Annotated in this window: 12 protein-coding genes; 5 read left to right on the forward strand and 7 right to left on the reverse strand. The window is 44.3% G+C overall.

What is annotated here, in order from left to right:
- Positions 1-14: 14 nt before the first annotated feature.
- The 3 genes from ACTQ9T_RS01875 to ACTQ9T_RS01885 all read right to left on the reverse strand — a co-directional run bounded on the left by ACTQ9T_RS01875 (position 15) and on the right by ACTQ9T_RS01885 (position 3,399).
- Complete coding sequence (locus ACTQ9T_RS01875) at positions 15-1,103, reverse strand: iron chelate uptake ABC transporter family permease subunit (protein ID WP_440463904.1); 1,089 nt, start codon at positions 1,101-1,103, stop codon at positions 15-17.
- Positions 1,104-1,188: 85 nt separating this feature from the next.
- Positions 1,189-2,151: an ABC transporter permease gene (locus ACTQ9T_RS01880; RefSeq protein WP_440464445.1), complete on the reverse strand. Its 963-nt coding sequence runs from the start codon at positions 2,149-2,151 to the stop codon at positions 1,189-1,191.
- A 195-nt stretch (positions 2,152-2,346) separates the two neighbouring features.
- A complete protein-coding gene (locus tag ACTQ9T_RS01885) occupies positions 2,347-3,399 on the reverse strand; it encodes a siderophore ABC transporter substrate-binding protein (protein WP_440463905.1) in 1,053 nt (350 codons plus the stop codon).
- A gap of 523 nt (positions 3,400-3,922) precedes the next feature.
- Here ACTQ9T_RS01885 and ACTQ9T_RS01890 point away from each other — a divergent pair.
- From ACTQ9T_RS01890 to ACTQ9T_RS01900, 3 genes are all read left to right on the forward strand, one after another.
- Complete coding sequence (locus ACTQ9T_RS01890; protein WP_440463906.1) at positions 3,923-4,966, forward strand: energy transducer TonB; 1,044 nt, start codon at positions 3,923-3,925, stop codon at positions 4,964-4,966.
- Positions 4,967-5,082: 116 nt separating this feature from the next.
- Positions 5,083-5,772 carry a MotA/TolQ/ExbB proton channel family protein gene (locus tag ACTQ9T_RS01895; protein WP_440463907.1) on the forward strand — a complete coding sequence of 230 codons (690 nt, stop codon included), beginning with the start codon at positions 5,083-5,085 and terminating at the stop codon, positions 5,770-5,772.
- 82 nt (positions 5,773-5,854) lie between these two features.
- Positions 5,855-6,256: an ExbD/TolR family protein gene (locus ACTQ9T_RS01900; RefSeq protein WP_210540267.1), complete on the forward strand. Its 402-nt coding sequence runs from the start codon at positions 5,855-5,857 to the stop codon at positions 6,254-6,256.
- 350 nt (positions 6,257-6,606) lie between these two features.
- On the opposite strand, the gene ACTQ9T_RS01905 is transcribed toward ACTQ9T_RS01900, so the two are convergent.
- Positions 6,607-7,143 carry a DUF2799 domain-containing protein gene (locus tag ACTQ9T_RS01905; RefSeq protein WP_440463908.1) on the reverse strand — a complete coding sequence of 179 codons (537 nt, stop codon included), beginning with the start codon at positions 7,141-7,143 and terminating at the stop codon, positions 6,607-6,609.
- Positions 7,144-7,512: 369 nt separating this feature from the next.
- On the opposite strand from ACTQ9T_RS01905, the gene ACTQ9T_RS01910 reads away from it, so the two are divergent.
- The gene (locus tag ACTQ9T_RS01910; RefSeq protein ID WP_189580033.1) at positions 7,513-8,094 is read left to right on the forward strand and encodes a hypothetical protein; all 582 of its coding nucleotides are present in this window, start codon (positions 7,513-7,515) and stop codon (positions 8,092-8,094) included.
- A 279-nt stretch (positions 8,095-8,373) separates the two neighbouring features.
- Positions 8,374-11,031: a type I DNA topoisomerase gene (gene topA, locus ACTQ9T_RS01915; RefSeq protein WP_010196278.1), complete on the forward strand. Its 2,658-nt coding sequence runs from the start codon at positions 8,374-8,376 to the stop codon at positions 11,029-11,031.
- 118 nt (positions 11,032-11,149) lie between these two features.
- On the opposite strand, the gene ACTQ9T_RS01920 is transcribed toward topA, so the two are convergent.
- From ACTQ9T_RS01920 to lon, 3 genes are all read right to left on the reverse strand, one after another.
- Complete coding sequence (locus ACTQ9T_RS01920; RefSeq protein ID WP_189580036.1) at positions 11,150-11,707, reverse strand: superoxide dismutase family protein; 558 nt, start codon at positions 11,705-11,707, stop codon at positions 11,150-11,152.
- A gap of 176 nt (positions 11,708-11,883) precedes the next feature.
- Positions 11,884-13,014, reverse strand: coding sequence for an META domain-containing protein (locus ACTQ9T_RS01925; protein WP_440463909.1), 1,131 nt, complete (start codon positions 13,012-13,014; stop codon positions 11,884-11,886).
- Positions 13,015-13,156: 142 nt separating this feature from the next.
- On the reverse strand, positions 13,157-15,784 hold the full coding sequence (gene lon, locus ACTQ9T_RS01930) for an endopeptidase La (protein WP_440463910.1): 2,628 nt from the start codon (positions 15,782-15,784) through the stop codon (positions 13,157-13,159).
- Positions 15,785-16,242: the final 458 nt, after the last annotated feature.

Consider the following 16,242-nt stretch of genomic DNA (forward strand, 5'->3'; position numbering starts at 1 on the left):
TGTCAGCTAAGTGGTCATAACGAACGGCGCTGAGACATAAAGATCAATGCTAAAAACATTAAACCGCCAGCTAGCTCTATCACTACTGACAATACGCCTGCCATATCTAGCACTTGCTCAAAGATAGTCTGACCCAGTACTAAGCAAATCATGGCGACTAGACTGACCAATATCAGTCGTTCGCTATGATACATATGACGCGCAATACGATTGGTTAGCGCACAAACTAGCAAGCCAAAAAAGGTCACTGGACCGACCAACGCGGTGGCTGTAGCGACCAAAACCGCAATGACCGTTAATAGGCCAAATGCGAGACGTTGATAATGGATACCAAGGTTAATAGCTTGGGACTTACCGAGCATCAACACATCACACTGATAACGCCAGCGCCATACAAATATCGCAGTGATAGCACAGATAAATAAGCTGATACCCAGTAGCTGAGGGTTGACTGTGTTGAACTGTGCGTAGCTGGCGGACTGTACGACCACAAAATCATCGGGGTTAATCAGTCGCGCAATGAGTGCCGATAAGCTACGAAATAACACACCAAAGATAACGCCCACCAATATCAAGCGCGTCAAATCCTGATTGCTTTTAGAAAATAGCAGCTTAAATAATAATAAAGACGCACCAAACATCAAAACAATTTCAAGGGTGAATTTGGCGATAGGATCGAGACTGGTAAAACTTATTGCGCCCAAAAAGAAAACCAATAAGCTTTGCAATAGAACATAGAGCGAATCAAACCCGAGTAGGGAGGGGGTGAGAATCGGGTTGTGCGTCAAAGTTTGGAACAGCAATGTCGAGACCCCAATCGCATAGCCAATGACCATCAAGGCGAGCAGTTTTTTGGCACGTAATGGTAGGGCAAAGTCCCAATGTCCATTGACGTTGAGTGTCAAAAACAAAGCCATCGAGATAATTAGAATAATGGCTGCGATGGATTTTGGATGCTCAGCTATGAATGCCCAAAATTTTGCCAACTGACTCTGAATAGCAGAGGTGGAATATGGGCTGTCTGTTGAATATGAGCTATCTATCGCTGTGCTGGTTTTGGTAGCACCAGTCTTTGTGGCAGTAAGCTTAGTTGATGAGAACATACAAAAATCCTATGGTGCCAAGCTTATCTAATAAAGCAGAAAATGAACGACGGTAAATAAGTGCCGAAAGTGAATAAAGACCTTGCTACTGCTCAGCTGGGGCGCGCAATAGTAGCCATAAAAATAGCACCGTACCAACCACGCCAAACACTGTAGCGACAGGCACTTCGAACGGATAGCGAATCGAGCGCCCGATAATATCGCACAGCAGCACAGCTGAGGCACCAAGTAACGCGACTGCTGGCAAGCTACGACGTAACTTATCTCCCATCAATCGGCTAACAATATTTGGCACGACCAAACCAATAAAAGGAATCATGCCAACGGTGACAACGACAACCGCGCTCATCATCGCAACCATGCCGACACCAAGCCAGGTTACCTGCCGTTTACTAATACCTAAGTTCAGTGCGATATTATCGCCAAGTCCCACAATGGTGAGCTTATCAGCGATGATATAAGCCAAAACACACAGCGCGCCCGTCAGCCATAGCAGCTCATATCGACCGGCTAGCACGCCAGAAAAATCACCAAACTGCCAAACGCTCAGCATCTGCAATGACTCAGTTTGATAAGCGATAAAGGTTGTCACTGCTTCGATAATGCCGCCAAAGACAATGCCAATCAGTGGAATCATCAAAAAATCCGTCGGCGGAATACGATGAATCAGCAGCATAAACAGCATCATGCCAAATACGGCAGCGATGGTCGCCACGCCCATTTTGACAATAAGTGCACTAGCGGGAAATAGCAGACTAACCACTAGCAAACCAAGTGCGGCACTTTGAGTCGCACCGACCATGGATGGCTCTACAAAGCGGTTTTTTAGCACCACTTGAATAATCATCCCTGCCACTGCCATGGATATACCGGTCAAGATAATCGCAATAGTGCGGGGGAGTCGGCTAACCAAAAAAAGCGAGCTATCAGAGTTGGCGCTATGATTGATAAGGCTGTGTAAAAAACCGGACCATGAAAAGTCAGCGACACCAATCGATAAGCTCAATAACACCAAAAGCCCCATAATAATGAGGCTTGCTGTATTCATTAACCATGGTGGTATGACGGCACGTCGATGTTTAGAATTGAGACTGTTGCTAGTGCTTCTTTTCCAACTTGATGTTGCCGCTGGCAAAGAAGTATTAGCTTTAACGCTGGCATGAGCGCGAGAGGAAAATAACGACATAACATCTACTGGCTTATTAGTATTTGATTAAAAATATGGCTTGTATGGTCATCGCTTTTATTTCGCGTTAGCGAAGGCTGTCTTAATCGTCGTTAGATCCTGCATCCACTGATAATAACCGCCAAAGGCAAGATATGAGTCTGGGCTAAGGTAAACCACTTGCTGCTTGCCCCATGCGTTGGTTTGCGCGACCAATGGATTGTCTAATACGGCTTTAGCACCAGCGCCATCTTCCCCAATGGCGGCACTGCGATCGATGACGAATAGCCAATCTGGATTGGTTTTTTGTATATATTCAAATGAAATTGGCTGACCGTGGCGCGCGTCGGCAATTTGGTCATCTGCCATTGGAATATCAAGCACAGTATGGATAAAGCCATAGCGAGATTTGTCGCCGTAGGTAGACAGCTTATTGCCATTGACCATGACCACTAAGCCCTTGCCTTTATCTTTGGTTAGTGTTTTGGTTTCATCAATGAGCCCGTCGATATTGCCTTGCAGTTTGGCTGCTTGAGCACTTTTACCGAACAATGCACCTAGGTCATGCAAACGCTGCTTACTCGACTCATAGATATTTGCGGTATCAATCGTCATATCAAGCGTTGGCGCAATACTAGATAACGCATCATATTTTTCTGCCATGCGTGAGCCGACCAAAATCGCTTGCGGCTGCATCGCGTTCAACGCTTCAAGATCTGGCTCAAATACGGTGCCGACTGTTTTTGGCTCAGGTTGTGTTTTAGACTGTAAATTGTCTAATTTTAGACCACTTGGCATGCCGTCGACTGCCACATCTAACGCAGCCAAATCCTGCATCAACGTCATATCATAGACCACTAATGGTGATGGATTCATTGCCAAATCGACAGTGCCTTTTACCGTGTCGACCGTTATTTTCTCAACAGAGACAGCATCATTATTGACGACATTCGCAGCATTATCCGCCGTTTGATTTTCAGTTTTAGCATCGGCTGGCTCAGAGTCGTTAGACTCAGGTGAGCTACAGCCTGCCACACTGCCAGTCGCTACGAATGCGGTCATCATAGCAGTCAGTAAAGGACGTTTAAAAAAAGGGGCCGGAGAACGGTTAGAAAGTAAAGCAATAGACATAAATAACTCGGTATATCAGCTGGTTGGACAACGTGTAAATAAAATGATTGGCCATATGAAAATAAAGAGAGCTTGTCTAGCGTGATGCTTCACGCCATACAATGCTCGACGGTATTGCTTTAAAGGTCATGTTTTTTATTGATTGTTTTTTACGCTTAAATATAGAGACGCTTATATTATTAAGATATGCCCTAATATCTTAAAAGTTTTTATATTATAAGATGGGCAATCCATCAGTGGCTATGATAAATTAATTGAGACTCATTATCAATACAAATGATAATGAGTTTTATTAACGTTTCTGTGCTTATTGATTTTGACTGCCACAACACAATAAGTTTCGATAGCGATATTCGAGATAGGATAGCCGAATGACTAAGCAGATTTTTCTTTTCAAATAAGGCAAATTATTGGTTCAGCATTTGCCTGATAAGCAAATCATTATAAATTTATTATTGATAATAGTTATCGTTTGCATTATTATCTACGCCATTCTACCTCGGTTAATTAATATTAGGGTGTTATGAGTTCAACGGATTTAGACGCGCCACCACTCAAATTGATACTCGCGGCTATTATTATAGTGGTGGGCTTGCATGTGCTGACAGCAGTCGCATTAGTGGCGATCAAGACCCCTGAGATAAAAGTTGAACCAGAAAAAGACACGCCACCTATCGAGATCGAGATGGTGACGTTACCGGCTGAAACGAAAGAGCCAGAGGTTGCGATAGATACTGCTGAGCCTGTAAAACCTATACAGCCACAGCCACAGCCACAGCCACAGCCACAGCCACAGCCACAGCCACAGCCACAGCCACAGCCTAAGTCTGTCGCTACCACTAAACCTAAAATAGTGAAAGAATCTCAGCCGCTAGCGAAGACTAAGCCAGCTGTCAAACCAGTGGTAACATCAGAAAAGCCTAATTTGAAGCCTAATTTGAAGCTTAATTTGAAGCCTAATTTGAAGCCTAATTTGAAGCCTAAAACGAAGGCTGTGGAAAACGAACCTTTTAAACATGAAGTAAAACGGCAAGAGTCGATATCAAAAGCTCAAGCAGATGCTTTAGCTGCTGATAACAACCGTAAGATATTGGCAGCACAAGCTGAAAAAGCCGCGCAAGAAGCTCAACAATTAGCCGATGCCAAAGCTGCCCGAGAGGCTCAAGCCGAAGCGGATGCCAAAAAAGCAGCAGAAGCAAAAACGGCTAAAGCGGCCGCAGAAGCCGCTGCTCGTGCAAAAGCACAGGCCGCCGCTGCCGCCGCAAGTAATACTCCTGTGAACTTCACAGCGACTAATGCCAATTGGGCGTCACGACCGAATTTTAGTTTTCCGACTAGTGCGGCACGCAGAGCTAGGTCAGGTGATAAATTGACTGTCGTTTTAGTGTTGCGAGTAAATAAGCAGGGCGGGATTGATAATGTACGCGTTGCTCAATCTTCTGGTAATAGATTATTAGACCAAGCTGCACAAAAACAAGCTGACTCTGGCAAGTTTAAGCCCTTTACCGAAGCTGGTGTGCCAGTAGTAGGCAACGTGACCTTGCCGATTGAATATGTCGTTCCTTGACCATAAGAATTTTGACTCATTATTTATATATGGCACTAATGTCGTCGCTGTCATCTGCATAGATTTATTAGCTGCAGTGAGACTAGATAATAAAACAATACTCTAAGGAGTCTAATATGGACTTTATGCAATACTGGCAAATCAGCGACATGGTGACAAAAACTTTGTTCTTTTTGTTGCTGGCTTTATCTATCCTCTCTTGGGTGACTGGCATTATTCGTGTGCTACAAAGCCGCAAGTTGGCGGCGACGGTTGCAGATGATTTGAGTCAACAGATTCAGATAAAACAGGGCGAGATGATAGCCGCAGATACCTCTACTCGCCGTGTGGTTACTGAGCAGACCCTACTAAAGCATATTGGTCGTTATCGCTTTGCAAGCGAGCGTGGATTGCCTATCCTTGGGACGACGGCAGCGATTGCGCCGTTTATTGGCTTGTTTGGGACGGTATGGGGTATTTTCCATGCACTGCATAATATTGGTATGAGTGGGCAAGCGGGCTTGGGACAAGTGGCAGGACCAGTTGGTGAGGCGCTTATTATGACAGGTTTGGGGATTGCCGTAGCGATTCCAGCAGTGGTGTTTTATAACCTTGCAGTGCGTATCAACCGCCATGTGATGTATCACGCCAACGACAGAGCGCATGACCTATTGGCACATTCTGCCGAGATGGTAGTCACACAGCAACCTTCAATAGATAGCAAATCTACCGTTGCCCAAGATCCATTGGCAAAAAGTATGCACTCAAACGCAGCAGATGCTCAGCAAGTGACGCATTATCAGAGTTCAGCCGCGTCGCAGCCTTAACAATTATCCATTGATGAAACAGTCTGTTAGGCGAGAGCCAAGCGAGCTGTATTGCGAATAACCAAATGTATTGAGAGTGATTATGGCATTTCAATTGGGCGATGATGATAGTCAAAGTATGAATGAGATGAACCTCATTCCGCTTATCGACATCATGCTGGTATTGATGATTATATTTCTATTGACGGCGACCGTACTAAATCCGACGGTGCCATTAGAGTTGCCGAAGACCAGTGCCGAGGTTAATGAAACACCACCAGAGGCTATTCAAATCAGCATTGATAAAGACGCAGGGATATTTTGGGACAGCGATGCGATTAGCATGGAGGAGCTAGAGGCACGGTTACAACAGCAAAGTGCTGCGGGTAAAGATCCTTCTGTACAATTGCGTGCTGACAAAGACAGTAAGTACGACACTGTCGCTCAAGTGCTCGCCGCTGCCAGTCAGGCTGGTCTTAGTAAAATAGCTTTTGTTAACGAATAAAATAATTTGCCGTGCCTAATACCGTGCTTATATTAAGAAGCTTATCAGTAAAATTAGCAGGCTGAGTGATATAAAAATAACCAAGATAATAATAAGAATAATTAAAATAATAAACTTTTTTCAACCTCGCTAGGGTAACCTTGCGAGGTTTCCTTTAATGCAAGATTTGTTTACTACACTGTCCCGTTTGCCACAATATCTCATTCAATTATCGCTATCTTGATTTCGATATGGTTTTTTGAAGGGATAAGAAGCTTTATATGGTTAGCAAGGATAACAATGTTTAGCAAAATTTAGCCATTTTAAGACCACTAAATATATAAATGTGCTAATTGATGACACGCCCTAGATTACCAGCCATAGACAAACGGACTATAACCATAACGACCAGCAGGTCCGTAGGCAAATGGATAGGGCGTGCGTAGATAATCAAGATCACGCTGGCGAATATAATAGTAGCGTCCTTGAGAGTAAGCTTCTTCTAACTTCTCGATGCCCTCAAGGGGACAGACAGGCTGCCAGTCATAGCCTTCGCGACCAATTTTATAAGCATTGAGCTCAGTACAGTAGGTCTTCAGACCTTGCTGTCGACCTTGTTCCCATTGAATGCGGTTGGGGCTAGCACCGCCGACGCTGGCGCATTGATTGGTATATTGACCAAAGTATGCGCCCGAGCGTCCACGGATGCCATCAGCGTAGCCAACTTCTTGCCAATTGCTGCTTTGGCACTGCTGCGGTGTGAGACTTTGGGTCGTGGCACAGCCTGACAGGGTGAATAATGCGGCGCTCATCATCGAGAAGATGATACTGGTTTTACTCATGAATTTATTCGTCAGTTTGCTGGCTAAAAGAGCGGTTGATGAGTTTGACTCAATAAGATAATTCATAATAAACCTGCGCGCGTCTAAAATTATGGTTTATCATAGCACTTTTTGCTGTGTACAACTTTTTGTATCTTGTTATTAAACTTATTTTTTTGCGTACTAACTGATTGATATTCCAGTATAAATAGTAGGATTGCTGGGTGAAATGCATTTGCCACTCAAGTGCCAATAAAATGGCAATCAAATGGCAAACACCTGATTATCGACTAATCCCTTTATGAGCCCTGCTTGATTTTTTATGGTTCGTGCTTATTATAAGGACGGGTACGACAAATCACTGGTCAGTCCGTTACTCGTTAATAGGTTTTATGATAGATCAGGTCAAATGTATCGCCTCAGCAGTATTTTAATTCAGCTAAAGGTCAGGTTGTTATGGGAATATGGATTGTCATCGCCATTGTACTATTTGTACTAGGGAGTATGATGGCGCTCAAACCGAGCGGTATCGATCAGCGCTTGGATCATTTACGCATGACCGCCCGTCGCTTACAGTTGAACCCAAAACTGATCGCTTGTCCAGATTGGATCAGGGGCAAAGACAATGAATATGGTCGCGGGATGCTTGGTCAGTATGGCTTGGTGCTAGATAACGTCAAACTGCCGCTAACCCGTTATCAGGTTATCGATGGGTGCTGGCGACCAGACAGCAATGCAAACAGCAACGCAAATCCTGCAGACAAAAATGCGAGTGGCAGTAGTAATGGCAATACGCCACCTCAAACCAATTTTAGCTTGGATAAAGTGCCGCTAGCATTGCCAGCCAGTATTGAGCCGTTTGTAAAAGCCTTGTTAATCAAGTCCAATAGCATTGTTATTTACTGGGAGGATATCGCCTATGTGCGCCCAGTAACAAACCCTAATTATCAGCAAAAAATGATTGAGGCAGACTTACTAGTACTGAAAGCACAGCTTGAAGCGTGGGCATTACAGATGCAAAAAAATCGCAAGAACTAGTAAATCGTTTTTTAGTCTCCATTAATGAGCAATAGGCAAGCAGTTTTGCGATGCCCCAGTTATTTACAGTTGACAGCTCAGCGCCTAGCAGTGTAACGTCTTTGTATCTTTATTGCTGTTTTATGACTCGTATCGGCGTTGTTGCTTGCTTTATACCTTTTTATATCGGCAGCTATTATTACAATAAATCGTTGATCTATGATGATCAGCTTCCATAAATTGCCGTGCTGCTGAATTTAACCTTACTTTTAAACTACTTATATTATGGTGTCGTCAAATATGGCAAAAACCACAACTAAAAAAAGTCCAGCTCCTGTCTCTGACAGCTCCAAAGGTAAGTCTTTGGTGATTGTCGAGTCACCAGCCAAGGCAAAAACGATCAATAAATACCTCGGCAATGACTTCGTTGTTCGCTCGAGTATCGGACACGTACGCGATTTACCCGTCGGTGCGAGTAAAAGCGCGAAGAAGCCAGCGACTAGCAAAAAAGATGACAGTCTGAGCAAAGAAGAAAAAGCGCAGCAAGCATTGGTACGTCGCATGGGTATCGACCCTGAACATGACTGGGCAGCAGTGTATGAAGTACTGCCAAACAAAACCAAAGTCATCAAAGAGCTCAAAGCCTTAGCCAAAGACGCTGACAAAATCTATCTGGCAACGGATATGGATAGAGAAGGGGAAGCCATCGCTTGGCATCTCAAAGAAGTCATCGGTGGCGCTGATAGCAAGTATGAGCGCGTGGTCTTTAACGAGATTACCAAAACCGCTATTCAAAATGCCTTTAAGCAACCCTCAAAACTCGATATCGACCGCGTCAATGCCCAGCAAGCACGCCGCTTTTTGGATCGCGTCGTTGGTTTTATGATATCGCCATTATTGTGGCAAAAGGTTGCACGCGGTCTGTCAGCAGGGCGTGTACAGTCGGTCGCCATGCGTTTGGTGGTCGAGCGTGAGCATGAAATTCGCGCCTTTATCCCAGAAGAGTACTGGCAGATTCATGCTGATACTCACGTCGCCAGCAGTAAAAAAGACGCTGAACAAATTGCCATTCGTCTAGAGGCAACCAAGCAAGGTGGCAAAACGCTAAAGCTCGTCAATAAAGAGCAGACGGATAAAGTCTTAGAAGTGCTGAACGCCAACGACTTTATCGTCAAAGAGCGTGAAGAGAAACCCACGCAGTCACGTCCAAGCGCGCCGTTTATTACCTCGACGTTGCAACAAGCTGCCAGCACGAGATTGGGATTTTCGGTTAAAAAGACCATGATTTTGGCGCAGCGCTTATACGAAGCCGGTCATATTACCTATATGCGTACCGACTCGACTTTTTTATCCGGTGATGCGCTTGCTGCTGTCCGTGGTTATATCGAAGACAGCTATGGCGCGAAGTATGTACCAGAAAAGCCTAACTTCTATGGTAATAAGCAAGGCGCACAAGAGGCGCATGAGGCGATTCGTCCGTCTAATGTCAATATGAAATCGACACAGCTGAAAGGCGTTGAACGTGATGCGATACGTCTGTATGAGCTGATTTGGCGTCAGTTTGTCGCCTGCCAGATGCTGCCAGCAAAGTATCTGTCAGTGAACTTGTTTGTTGGTGCTGATGATGTCGAGCTAAAAGCGCGTGGTCGTACGTTAGTGTTTGACGGCTATACCAAAGTCATGCCGCCGGCGAAGACCGATGATACCTTGTTACCTGATGTCAAAAAAGGCGATAAGTTAACGCTAGACAAGCTTGATCCAAGCCAACACTTTACCAAGCCTGCACCGCGCTATACCGAGGCAAGCTTAGTCAAAGAGCTTGAGAAAAAAGGCATCGGTCGTCCATCGACTTATGCTTCTATCATCTCAACCATTCAAGATCGTGGTTATGTGAAGCTTGAAAACAAGCGTTTATTTGCTGAAAAAATGGGTGATATCGTCACTGACAGACTGACGGCAAGTTTCCCAGATTTGATGGATTATACCTTTACCGCCGCGCTTGAAGACAAGCTTGATCATGTGGCAGAAGGCGATACAGACTGGAAAGATGTCCTCGATAATTTTTACGGTGACTTCAAAACCACGCTTGATCGTGCTAAAGAAAAAGACGGCATGCGTCCAAATGATCCGACCGATGTACCAGACGTCCACTGCGATATTTGCGATCGTCCGATGCAGTTACGTACAGGTTCTACGGGTGTCTTCCTAGGCTGTACGGGTTATAACTTGCCGCCGAAAGAGCGCTGTAAAGGCACTAAAAACTTAATGCCAGTCGAAGCTTTTGCCAATCTTGATGATGCTGAAGGTGAAGAGGACGAAGCAGCCGAAGTCAAAGATTTGATGGAGAAAAAACGCTGTCCGAAATGTGGCACCGCAATGAACGGCTACATCGTCGATGGTGGTCTTAAGCTACACATCTGCGGTAACAACCCTGATTGCGATGGCTATATTCTAGAAGAAGGTAAGTTCGAAGTACCGGGTTCAGATGCGCCGACCATCGATTGTAATAAATGTGATGGGCAGATGGAGCTGAAGACGGGACGTTTTGGTCCATACTTCGCTTGTCAGAAATGTGACAATACTCGTAAAGTGCTAAAAACAGGCGAAGCAGCACCACCGCGTATGGATCCGATTCACTTGCCAGAGCTAAAATCGGTCAAGCATGAGGATTACTTCATTTTGCGTGAAGGCGCAGCTGGGATGTTCTTGGCAGCATCTAAGTTCCCGAAAGTAAGGGAGACACGTGCACCAAAGCTCGCTGAGCTAAGAGAAATTAAAGATAAAATGGAAGATAAGTTCCAATATCTCTTTGAAGGTCCAGACGAAGATCCTGAAGGTAATGCAACGATTCTACGTTGGTCGCGTAAGAAAAAAGAGCAATATATTGGCTCTGAGAAAAATGGCAAAGCCACGCGTTGGGGTGTGTACTGGCGCAAAGGCGAGTGGGTAGAAGAGTAATGCTTTTTTACCTTTAGGCTTTGTATCTCTATCTTGCCATCGTAATATTTTAAGTCATAAAAAAACCTCTTAGATAATCTAAGAGGTTTTTTTTGCTGTCAATAAACTCTAAATGCTATTAGTTCTTTTCGATGATACCACAAGCGATACGGTCGCCTGCATTACCTGCTGGCTGACTAGTATAGTCATCAGTACCACCGTGAACGATAAAGGCTAAGCGATTAACGCTGTATTTACCCGCTTCTGTTGCCGCGATTTTTTTGTTCACATAATTAATAGTAGCAACACCATTCTCATTTGCCGTTAGGTTTGGCAAATCACCTGCATGACCATTCATATCATCAGGATTAGAATGTGGCTTTTTGTCCGGATTAAAGTGACCACCTGCCGCTTTACCCATAACATCACAGCTACCAGTTTCATGAATATGTAGGGCAACAGTCTGACCTGGTGTCAGGTTCATTAGCTTACCGTAGACCTGTACACCACCATCGACTGGGCGTAAGAAAACTTGTCCAACTTCCGTTTTATTCGCGTCTGTTGTTTTGAGCGCTGACTTCAACACAGGTTGATTCAGTGGATTGCCAGTCTTTAATTGACCTTCTGTACTTTGGCAACCAGTCATAGCTAGAGCAGAACCACATAATAGAGCGCTTGCAAGAATTACTTTTTTCATCGTCTTCTCCGTTTATTTAAATAGTCTTTCAAATGTTTATATTTATAATCGTTACTGGTTTTGTTACAACATTCGTTGATGTCGCAATCAGTATAGCCAAGGGCTTGTCATAGATATTCATTAAAAGCGCAACAATCGGTTAATAAATGTAAGTATCGTATGGGTTTGAAAGTGTATTAAGGTTTTTTCTTTGCTTTACTTTTCCATATCAGTGTTTCGCCAGAATCTAGCGTTTGGGTGAGTAAGTAGTTTGGCTCTGACTGCTCTGTAGTTGTCTTTGCCTTATTATCCGCGTGCGTTAAGATCAGTCGACTCTTACTATGGGTCATCATACGTCGAAGCCGTGATTCGACATCATCAAGAGCATCGCCACAGCTCATCATAGTAGAAGGAAAGCTGCCAGTTAGTAAACTTTGATTGATAGAGAGGGCGTAAGGTCCACTAATGCCGTTGCAGCCAATAGAGATACCAAAGCTTTGACCATATATACCTGACTCAAAGCCATTTTGTTCGTCACTCTCATCGCCACCATAGTTATCCAAACCATAGGAAAGCATAATAGGCTCTTTTATTTGCGTAAATTCGCTCAAGGCTGCGCCTGCTTTGTCCGTCACTTGTACCAGCTGCCAGCGATAGCGCTCCAATAACTCATTGGTAAGCGGTATGCCAGTCACGGGATGCTCAGGTTTGGGCGTGCCCGAAAAGATAAGGGTTTGTCTCTTACTGGTCTTTAAAGCGAGCTGTTTTTCTACGGTTTTATTAACCTGTATGGACTGAATTATCGCGGGATTAAATATAAAATTTGTTCCTGCGTAGCGCCCAAAAGTCATATTTAGTAGATGTGCTGTATCGCTAGGGATGATTGTGTTACCACGCCAGTCTTGGATGGTTGCTTGATATATCGAAGTGCAGTCAGCAGCCGTGACTGGTGATTTAGCTGTATCTTGTACTGATGCATCTGTATAAGGATAAGGTAAGGGCAACCACATATCAAAAGTCACGAGATATCGGTAACAGCCGTCATCGAAGGTTAATAGGTCTGGGCGAACGTGCATAGTTAGGGGTGGCTGAAGAGTGAGACCTATGAGTTTATCATCACCATCACTGACATGCGTTAATTGCCAGTCGTAGTTGGTGATCGTTTGAAACAGTCTGGGTTTTAGTGTGGTCGCTGACCAGTTTTTATCGTCGATAACGGTACTGGTTTGTGCTGAATGATTAAGGCTGTTGGTTTGGCAGCCTAACAAAGCGAGGGGTAGTAATGCACTTATTATAACTAGAGGGATTCGTAAACGATTTAACAGCATATATTTCTACTTGATAAACATTTGTCTAAAATATAGCACAAGGTCTTAGAGGAATTGTTGTTTATTTTTGTCAAAAAAAAGCCGCCCATCATAGTGATGAGCGGCTCTTTAATTTGTAAGACTGGATTAGTAACTAATCAGATTAGTTATGTAGCGCTTTGCTTGAGGTTTTATCAACCGTCACTTTAGCAGGTTTAAGAGGCACTGGCATACTCACCAACGCAACTTTTAATATCTCATCAATCGTTGCGACTGGCTGAATAGTCAGGCCTTCTTTGACGTTATCAGGGATATCAGCCAAATCACGCTCATTGGTCGCTGGAATCAACACATGCTTGATACCACCACGATGTGCTGCGAGTAGCTTCTCTTTGAGACCACCGATACGCAGGATTTTACCGCGCAAGGTAATCTCACCTGTCATCGCAATATCTGGACGAATGGCAATACCCGTTAACGCAGAGACCAGTGCTGTTGTCAGTGCACCACCAGCTGATGGGCCATCTTTCGGCGTGGCGCCTTCAGGCATATGCACGTGGACATCCGTGGTTTTGAACGTCTCGTAATCAATCCCTAAGCTGTCACCGCGAGCACGAACCACACTCATCGCTGCACGAATCGACTCTTTCATGACATCGCCGAGTGACCCTGTAAAGCTAAGCTCACCTTTGCCTTTCATCGCAACTGCTTCAATGGTTAATAATTCACCACCGACTTGTGTCCACGCCAGACCAGTAATACGACCAATCTCAGGCTCTTCTTCAGCTAGACCATAGTCATATTGATGGACGCCGAGATAGTCATCGATGTTTTTGTCATCGACCACGATTAGCTCACGTTCTGCTTTTTTCGGAGCGCGCGCGCCATGATTTTCGACCGAACCGCGAACAACTTTGCGGCATATTTTATTCACTTCACGCTCAAGGTTACGGACACCAGCTTCACGCGTATAGCTACGAACGATACTGTGCAGCGCTGCTTCAACAATCTCAATCTCGCCCTCTTTGAGACCGTTATTCTTAATTGCTTTTGGCACTAGATACTTCTGTGCGATATTTACTTTTTCTTCTTCGGTGTAACCCGGTAAGCGAATAACTTCCATCCGATCAAGAAGCGCTGCTGGAATATCCATGCTGTTTGCCGTACAGATAAACATCACTTGCGACAAGTCTAAGTCCATATCTAAATAATGGTCGTTAAACGTATCGTTCTGTGAGGGATCTAACACTTCAAGCAAGGCTGATGCTGGATCACCGCGGAAGTCTTGCGCCATCTTATCGATTTCATCCAATAAGAATAGCGGGTTTTTAACTTCTACCTTGGCCAAGGACTGAACGATTTTACCCGGCATCGCACCGATATAGGTACGGCGATGACCACGAATTTCCGCTTCATCGCGCACGCCGCCAAGCGCCATACGCACGAACTTACGACCAGTGGCACGCGCAATCGACTCACCCAATGAAGTTTTACCGACACCTGGAGGACCGACGAGACATAAAATCGGGCCACGAAGTTTTTTCACACGTGATTGGACTGCGAGATATTCTAAGATGCGGTCTTTTACATCTTGTAAACCATAATGGTCTTCGTCTAATACGGTTTTAGCTTTGTCTAGATTGATAGAAACTTTAGTCGTCGCATTCCACGGCGTGTCCAAAATCCACTCAATATAGTTGCGTACGACTGATGATTCACTCGATGCAGGTGGCATCATTTTGAGCTTCTTAAACTCTTGCTCTGCTTTTTTGCGTACATCTTCTGGCAGGTCAGCATCTTCTAAGCGCTGCTCAAGCTCGGCGACATCGTCTTCACCATCGAACGCGCCGTCATTCATATCTGACAGCTCGTTTTTGATGGCTTTCATTTTTTCATTTAAGAAGTATTCGCGCTGATTCTCTTCCATTTGCTGACGGACAGCTTCTTGGATATCTTGTTCGATATTTTGCTCAGCACTTTGTTTGACCAAGTATTCAGTCAAGGTATTGATATGTGTCTTGATATCGTCTTTTTCTAAGAACGACTGCTTGATATCAAGATCCATCGACACACGAGTTGAGATGAAGTACACCAACTCAAGTAAGTCGTCGATGCGTTTCGCCACACGCGTTAGCTCACGCGCATTACGCAGACGCGCATCAGCATAGCTTTCAAATAGCGTGGTCAGCGCTTGAATGGTGTTCTTTTGCTGGCTTTCATCCATACTGACATCGAGGTCAGCACGCTCAAATTTTGCCATCAATAACGTGTCATGATCTTCTATATTGTCAACGCGCGCACGATACTGACCTTCGATCAATACCTTGATGCAATTTTCATCGCTATCATGTGGCATGGTGCTGACGATGCGGCACACCGTACCGTATTGATACAAGTTGTCTTGATCAATGTCTTCGGTCAGCGAGTCTTTTTGAGCGACGACCAGTACTTTATTGCCGTACTCAGCCTGTGCCAGTTCAACTGCTTTAACCGATGGTGCACGACCTACGAACAAGGCAATTTGCATATGTGGATAGACGACCACATCACGCAGTGCCAATAACGGTAAGTAGGTGTCGTCTTCAACGCTGTCTTTAGCATCGTCGTCTTCACTGGTACTGTTTTCACTATCGTCATCTTTGACAGTGGTTTCAGTATTGTCAGACGCTGTCTCTAACTCGCTTTCTGACGCATGACTAGACAACGTGTCTGGCTGGTTATCATCAGCAACAGTAGATGAAACGTCGACATCTATGTCGATATTGTCTTGGGCTATTTTATGTTCACTCATATATTTTTCCTCGTTCACCAGACTTGTAAAGTCAAGTTCGTGGTTCATGTTTAGATAAATGGTGCTCCCAGATAAAATTGCAAGGCTTGTACTCAAACTCACTTGCTTAACTGTGCAAAATATTTATATCTAACTGAATACAGAGCATCATATGGTTATAAGCTTAATGTGTCACTGGTGATAATCAGTATATCGGAAGTAACCATACAAGAATCATAGAAAGCAGTCATAACAGATGCTTATAGATCACTTATAAATAGCATCTATCAAATATCTATTGGGGTCTACGCATAGGTTTTATAGGCAAAATAAGGTAAACTGTCGCGCGTCTTAAACGGTGTGTTTTAGAGTAGAACGCTTTATAGACACATTCGAGAAAAAGCATTTTTGAGACGATGGCGATATCCATACATTATGAGATATCAATAAGTTTAAATTGAAATAAAGCAAATAGAATA

Origin of the sequence: Psychrobacter sp. ASPA161_6 (genome assembly GCF_051970285.1) — a bacterium.
GTDB lineage: Bacteria > Pseudomonadota > Gammaproteobacteria > Pseudomonadales > Moraxellaceae > Psychrobacter > Psychrobacter glaciei.

Excerpts from the sequence above, each read along its gene's own strand:
- ACTQ9T_RS01875 (WP_440463904.1), bottom strand. The coding sequence starts at position 1,103 with ATGTTCTCATCAACTAAGCTTACTGCCACAAAGACTGGTGCTACCAAA.
- ACTQ9T_RS01880 (WP_440464445.1), bottom strand. The coding sequence starts at position 2,151 with ATGAATACAGCAAGCCTCATTATTATGGGGCTTTTGGTGTTATTGAGC.
- ACTQ9T_RS01885 (WP_440463905.1), bottom strand. The coding sequence starts at position 3,399 with ATGTCTATTGCTTTACTTTCTAACCGTTCTCCGGCCCCTTTTTTTAAA.
- ACTQ9T_RS01890 (WP_440463906.1), top strand. The coding sequence starts at position 3,923 with ATGAGTTCAACGGATTTAGACGCGCCACCACTCAAATTGATACTCGCG.
- ACTQ9T_RS01895 (WP_440463907.1), top strand. The coding sequence starts at position 5,083 with ATGGACTTTATGCAATACTGGCAAATCAGCGACATGGTGACAAAAACT.
- ACTQ9T_RS01900 (WP_210540267.1), top strand. The coding sequence starts at position 5,855 with ATGGCATTTCAATTGGGCGATGATGATAGTCAAAGTATGAATGAGATG.
- ACTQ9T_RS01905 (WP_440463908.1), bottom strand. The coding sequence starts at position 7,143 with ATGAATTATCTTATTGAGTCAAACTCATCAACCGCTCTTTTAGCCAGC.
- ACTQ9T_RS01910 (WP_189580033.1), top strand. The coding sequence starts at position 7,513 with ATGGGAATATGGATTGTCATCGCCATTGTACTATTTGTACTAGGGAGT.
- topA (WP_010196278.1), top strand. The coding sequence starts at position 8,374 with ATGGCAAAAACCACAACTAAAAAAAGTCCAGCTCCTGTCTCTGACAGC.
- ACTQ9T_RS01920 (WP_189580036.1), bottom strand. The coding sequence starts at position 11,707 with ATGAAAAAAGTAATTCTTGCAAGCGCTCTATTATGTGGTTCTGCTCTA.
- ACTQ9T_RS01925 (WP_440463909.1), bottom strand. The coding sequence starts at position 13,014 with ATGCTGTTAAATCGTTTACGAATCCCTCTAGTTATAATAAGTGCATTA.
- lon (WP_440463910.1), bottom strand. The coding sequence starts at position 15,784 with ATGAGTGAACATAAAATAGCCCAAGACAATATCGACATAGATGTCGAC.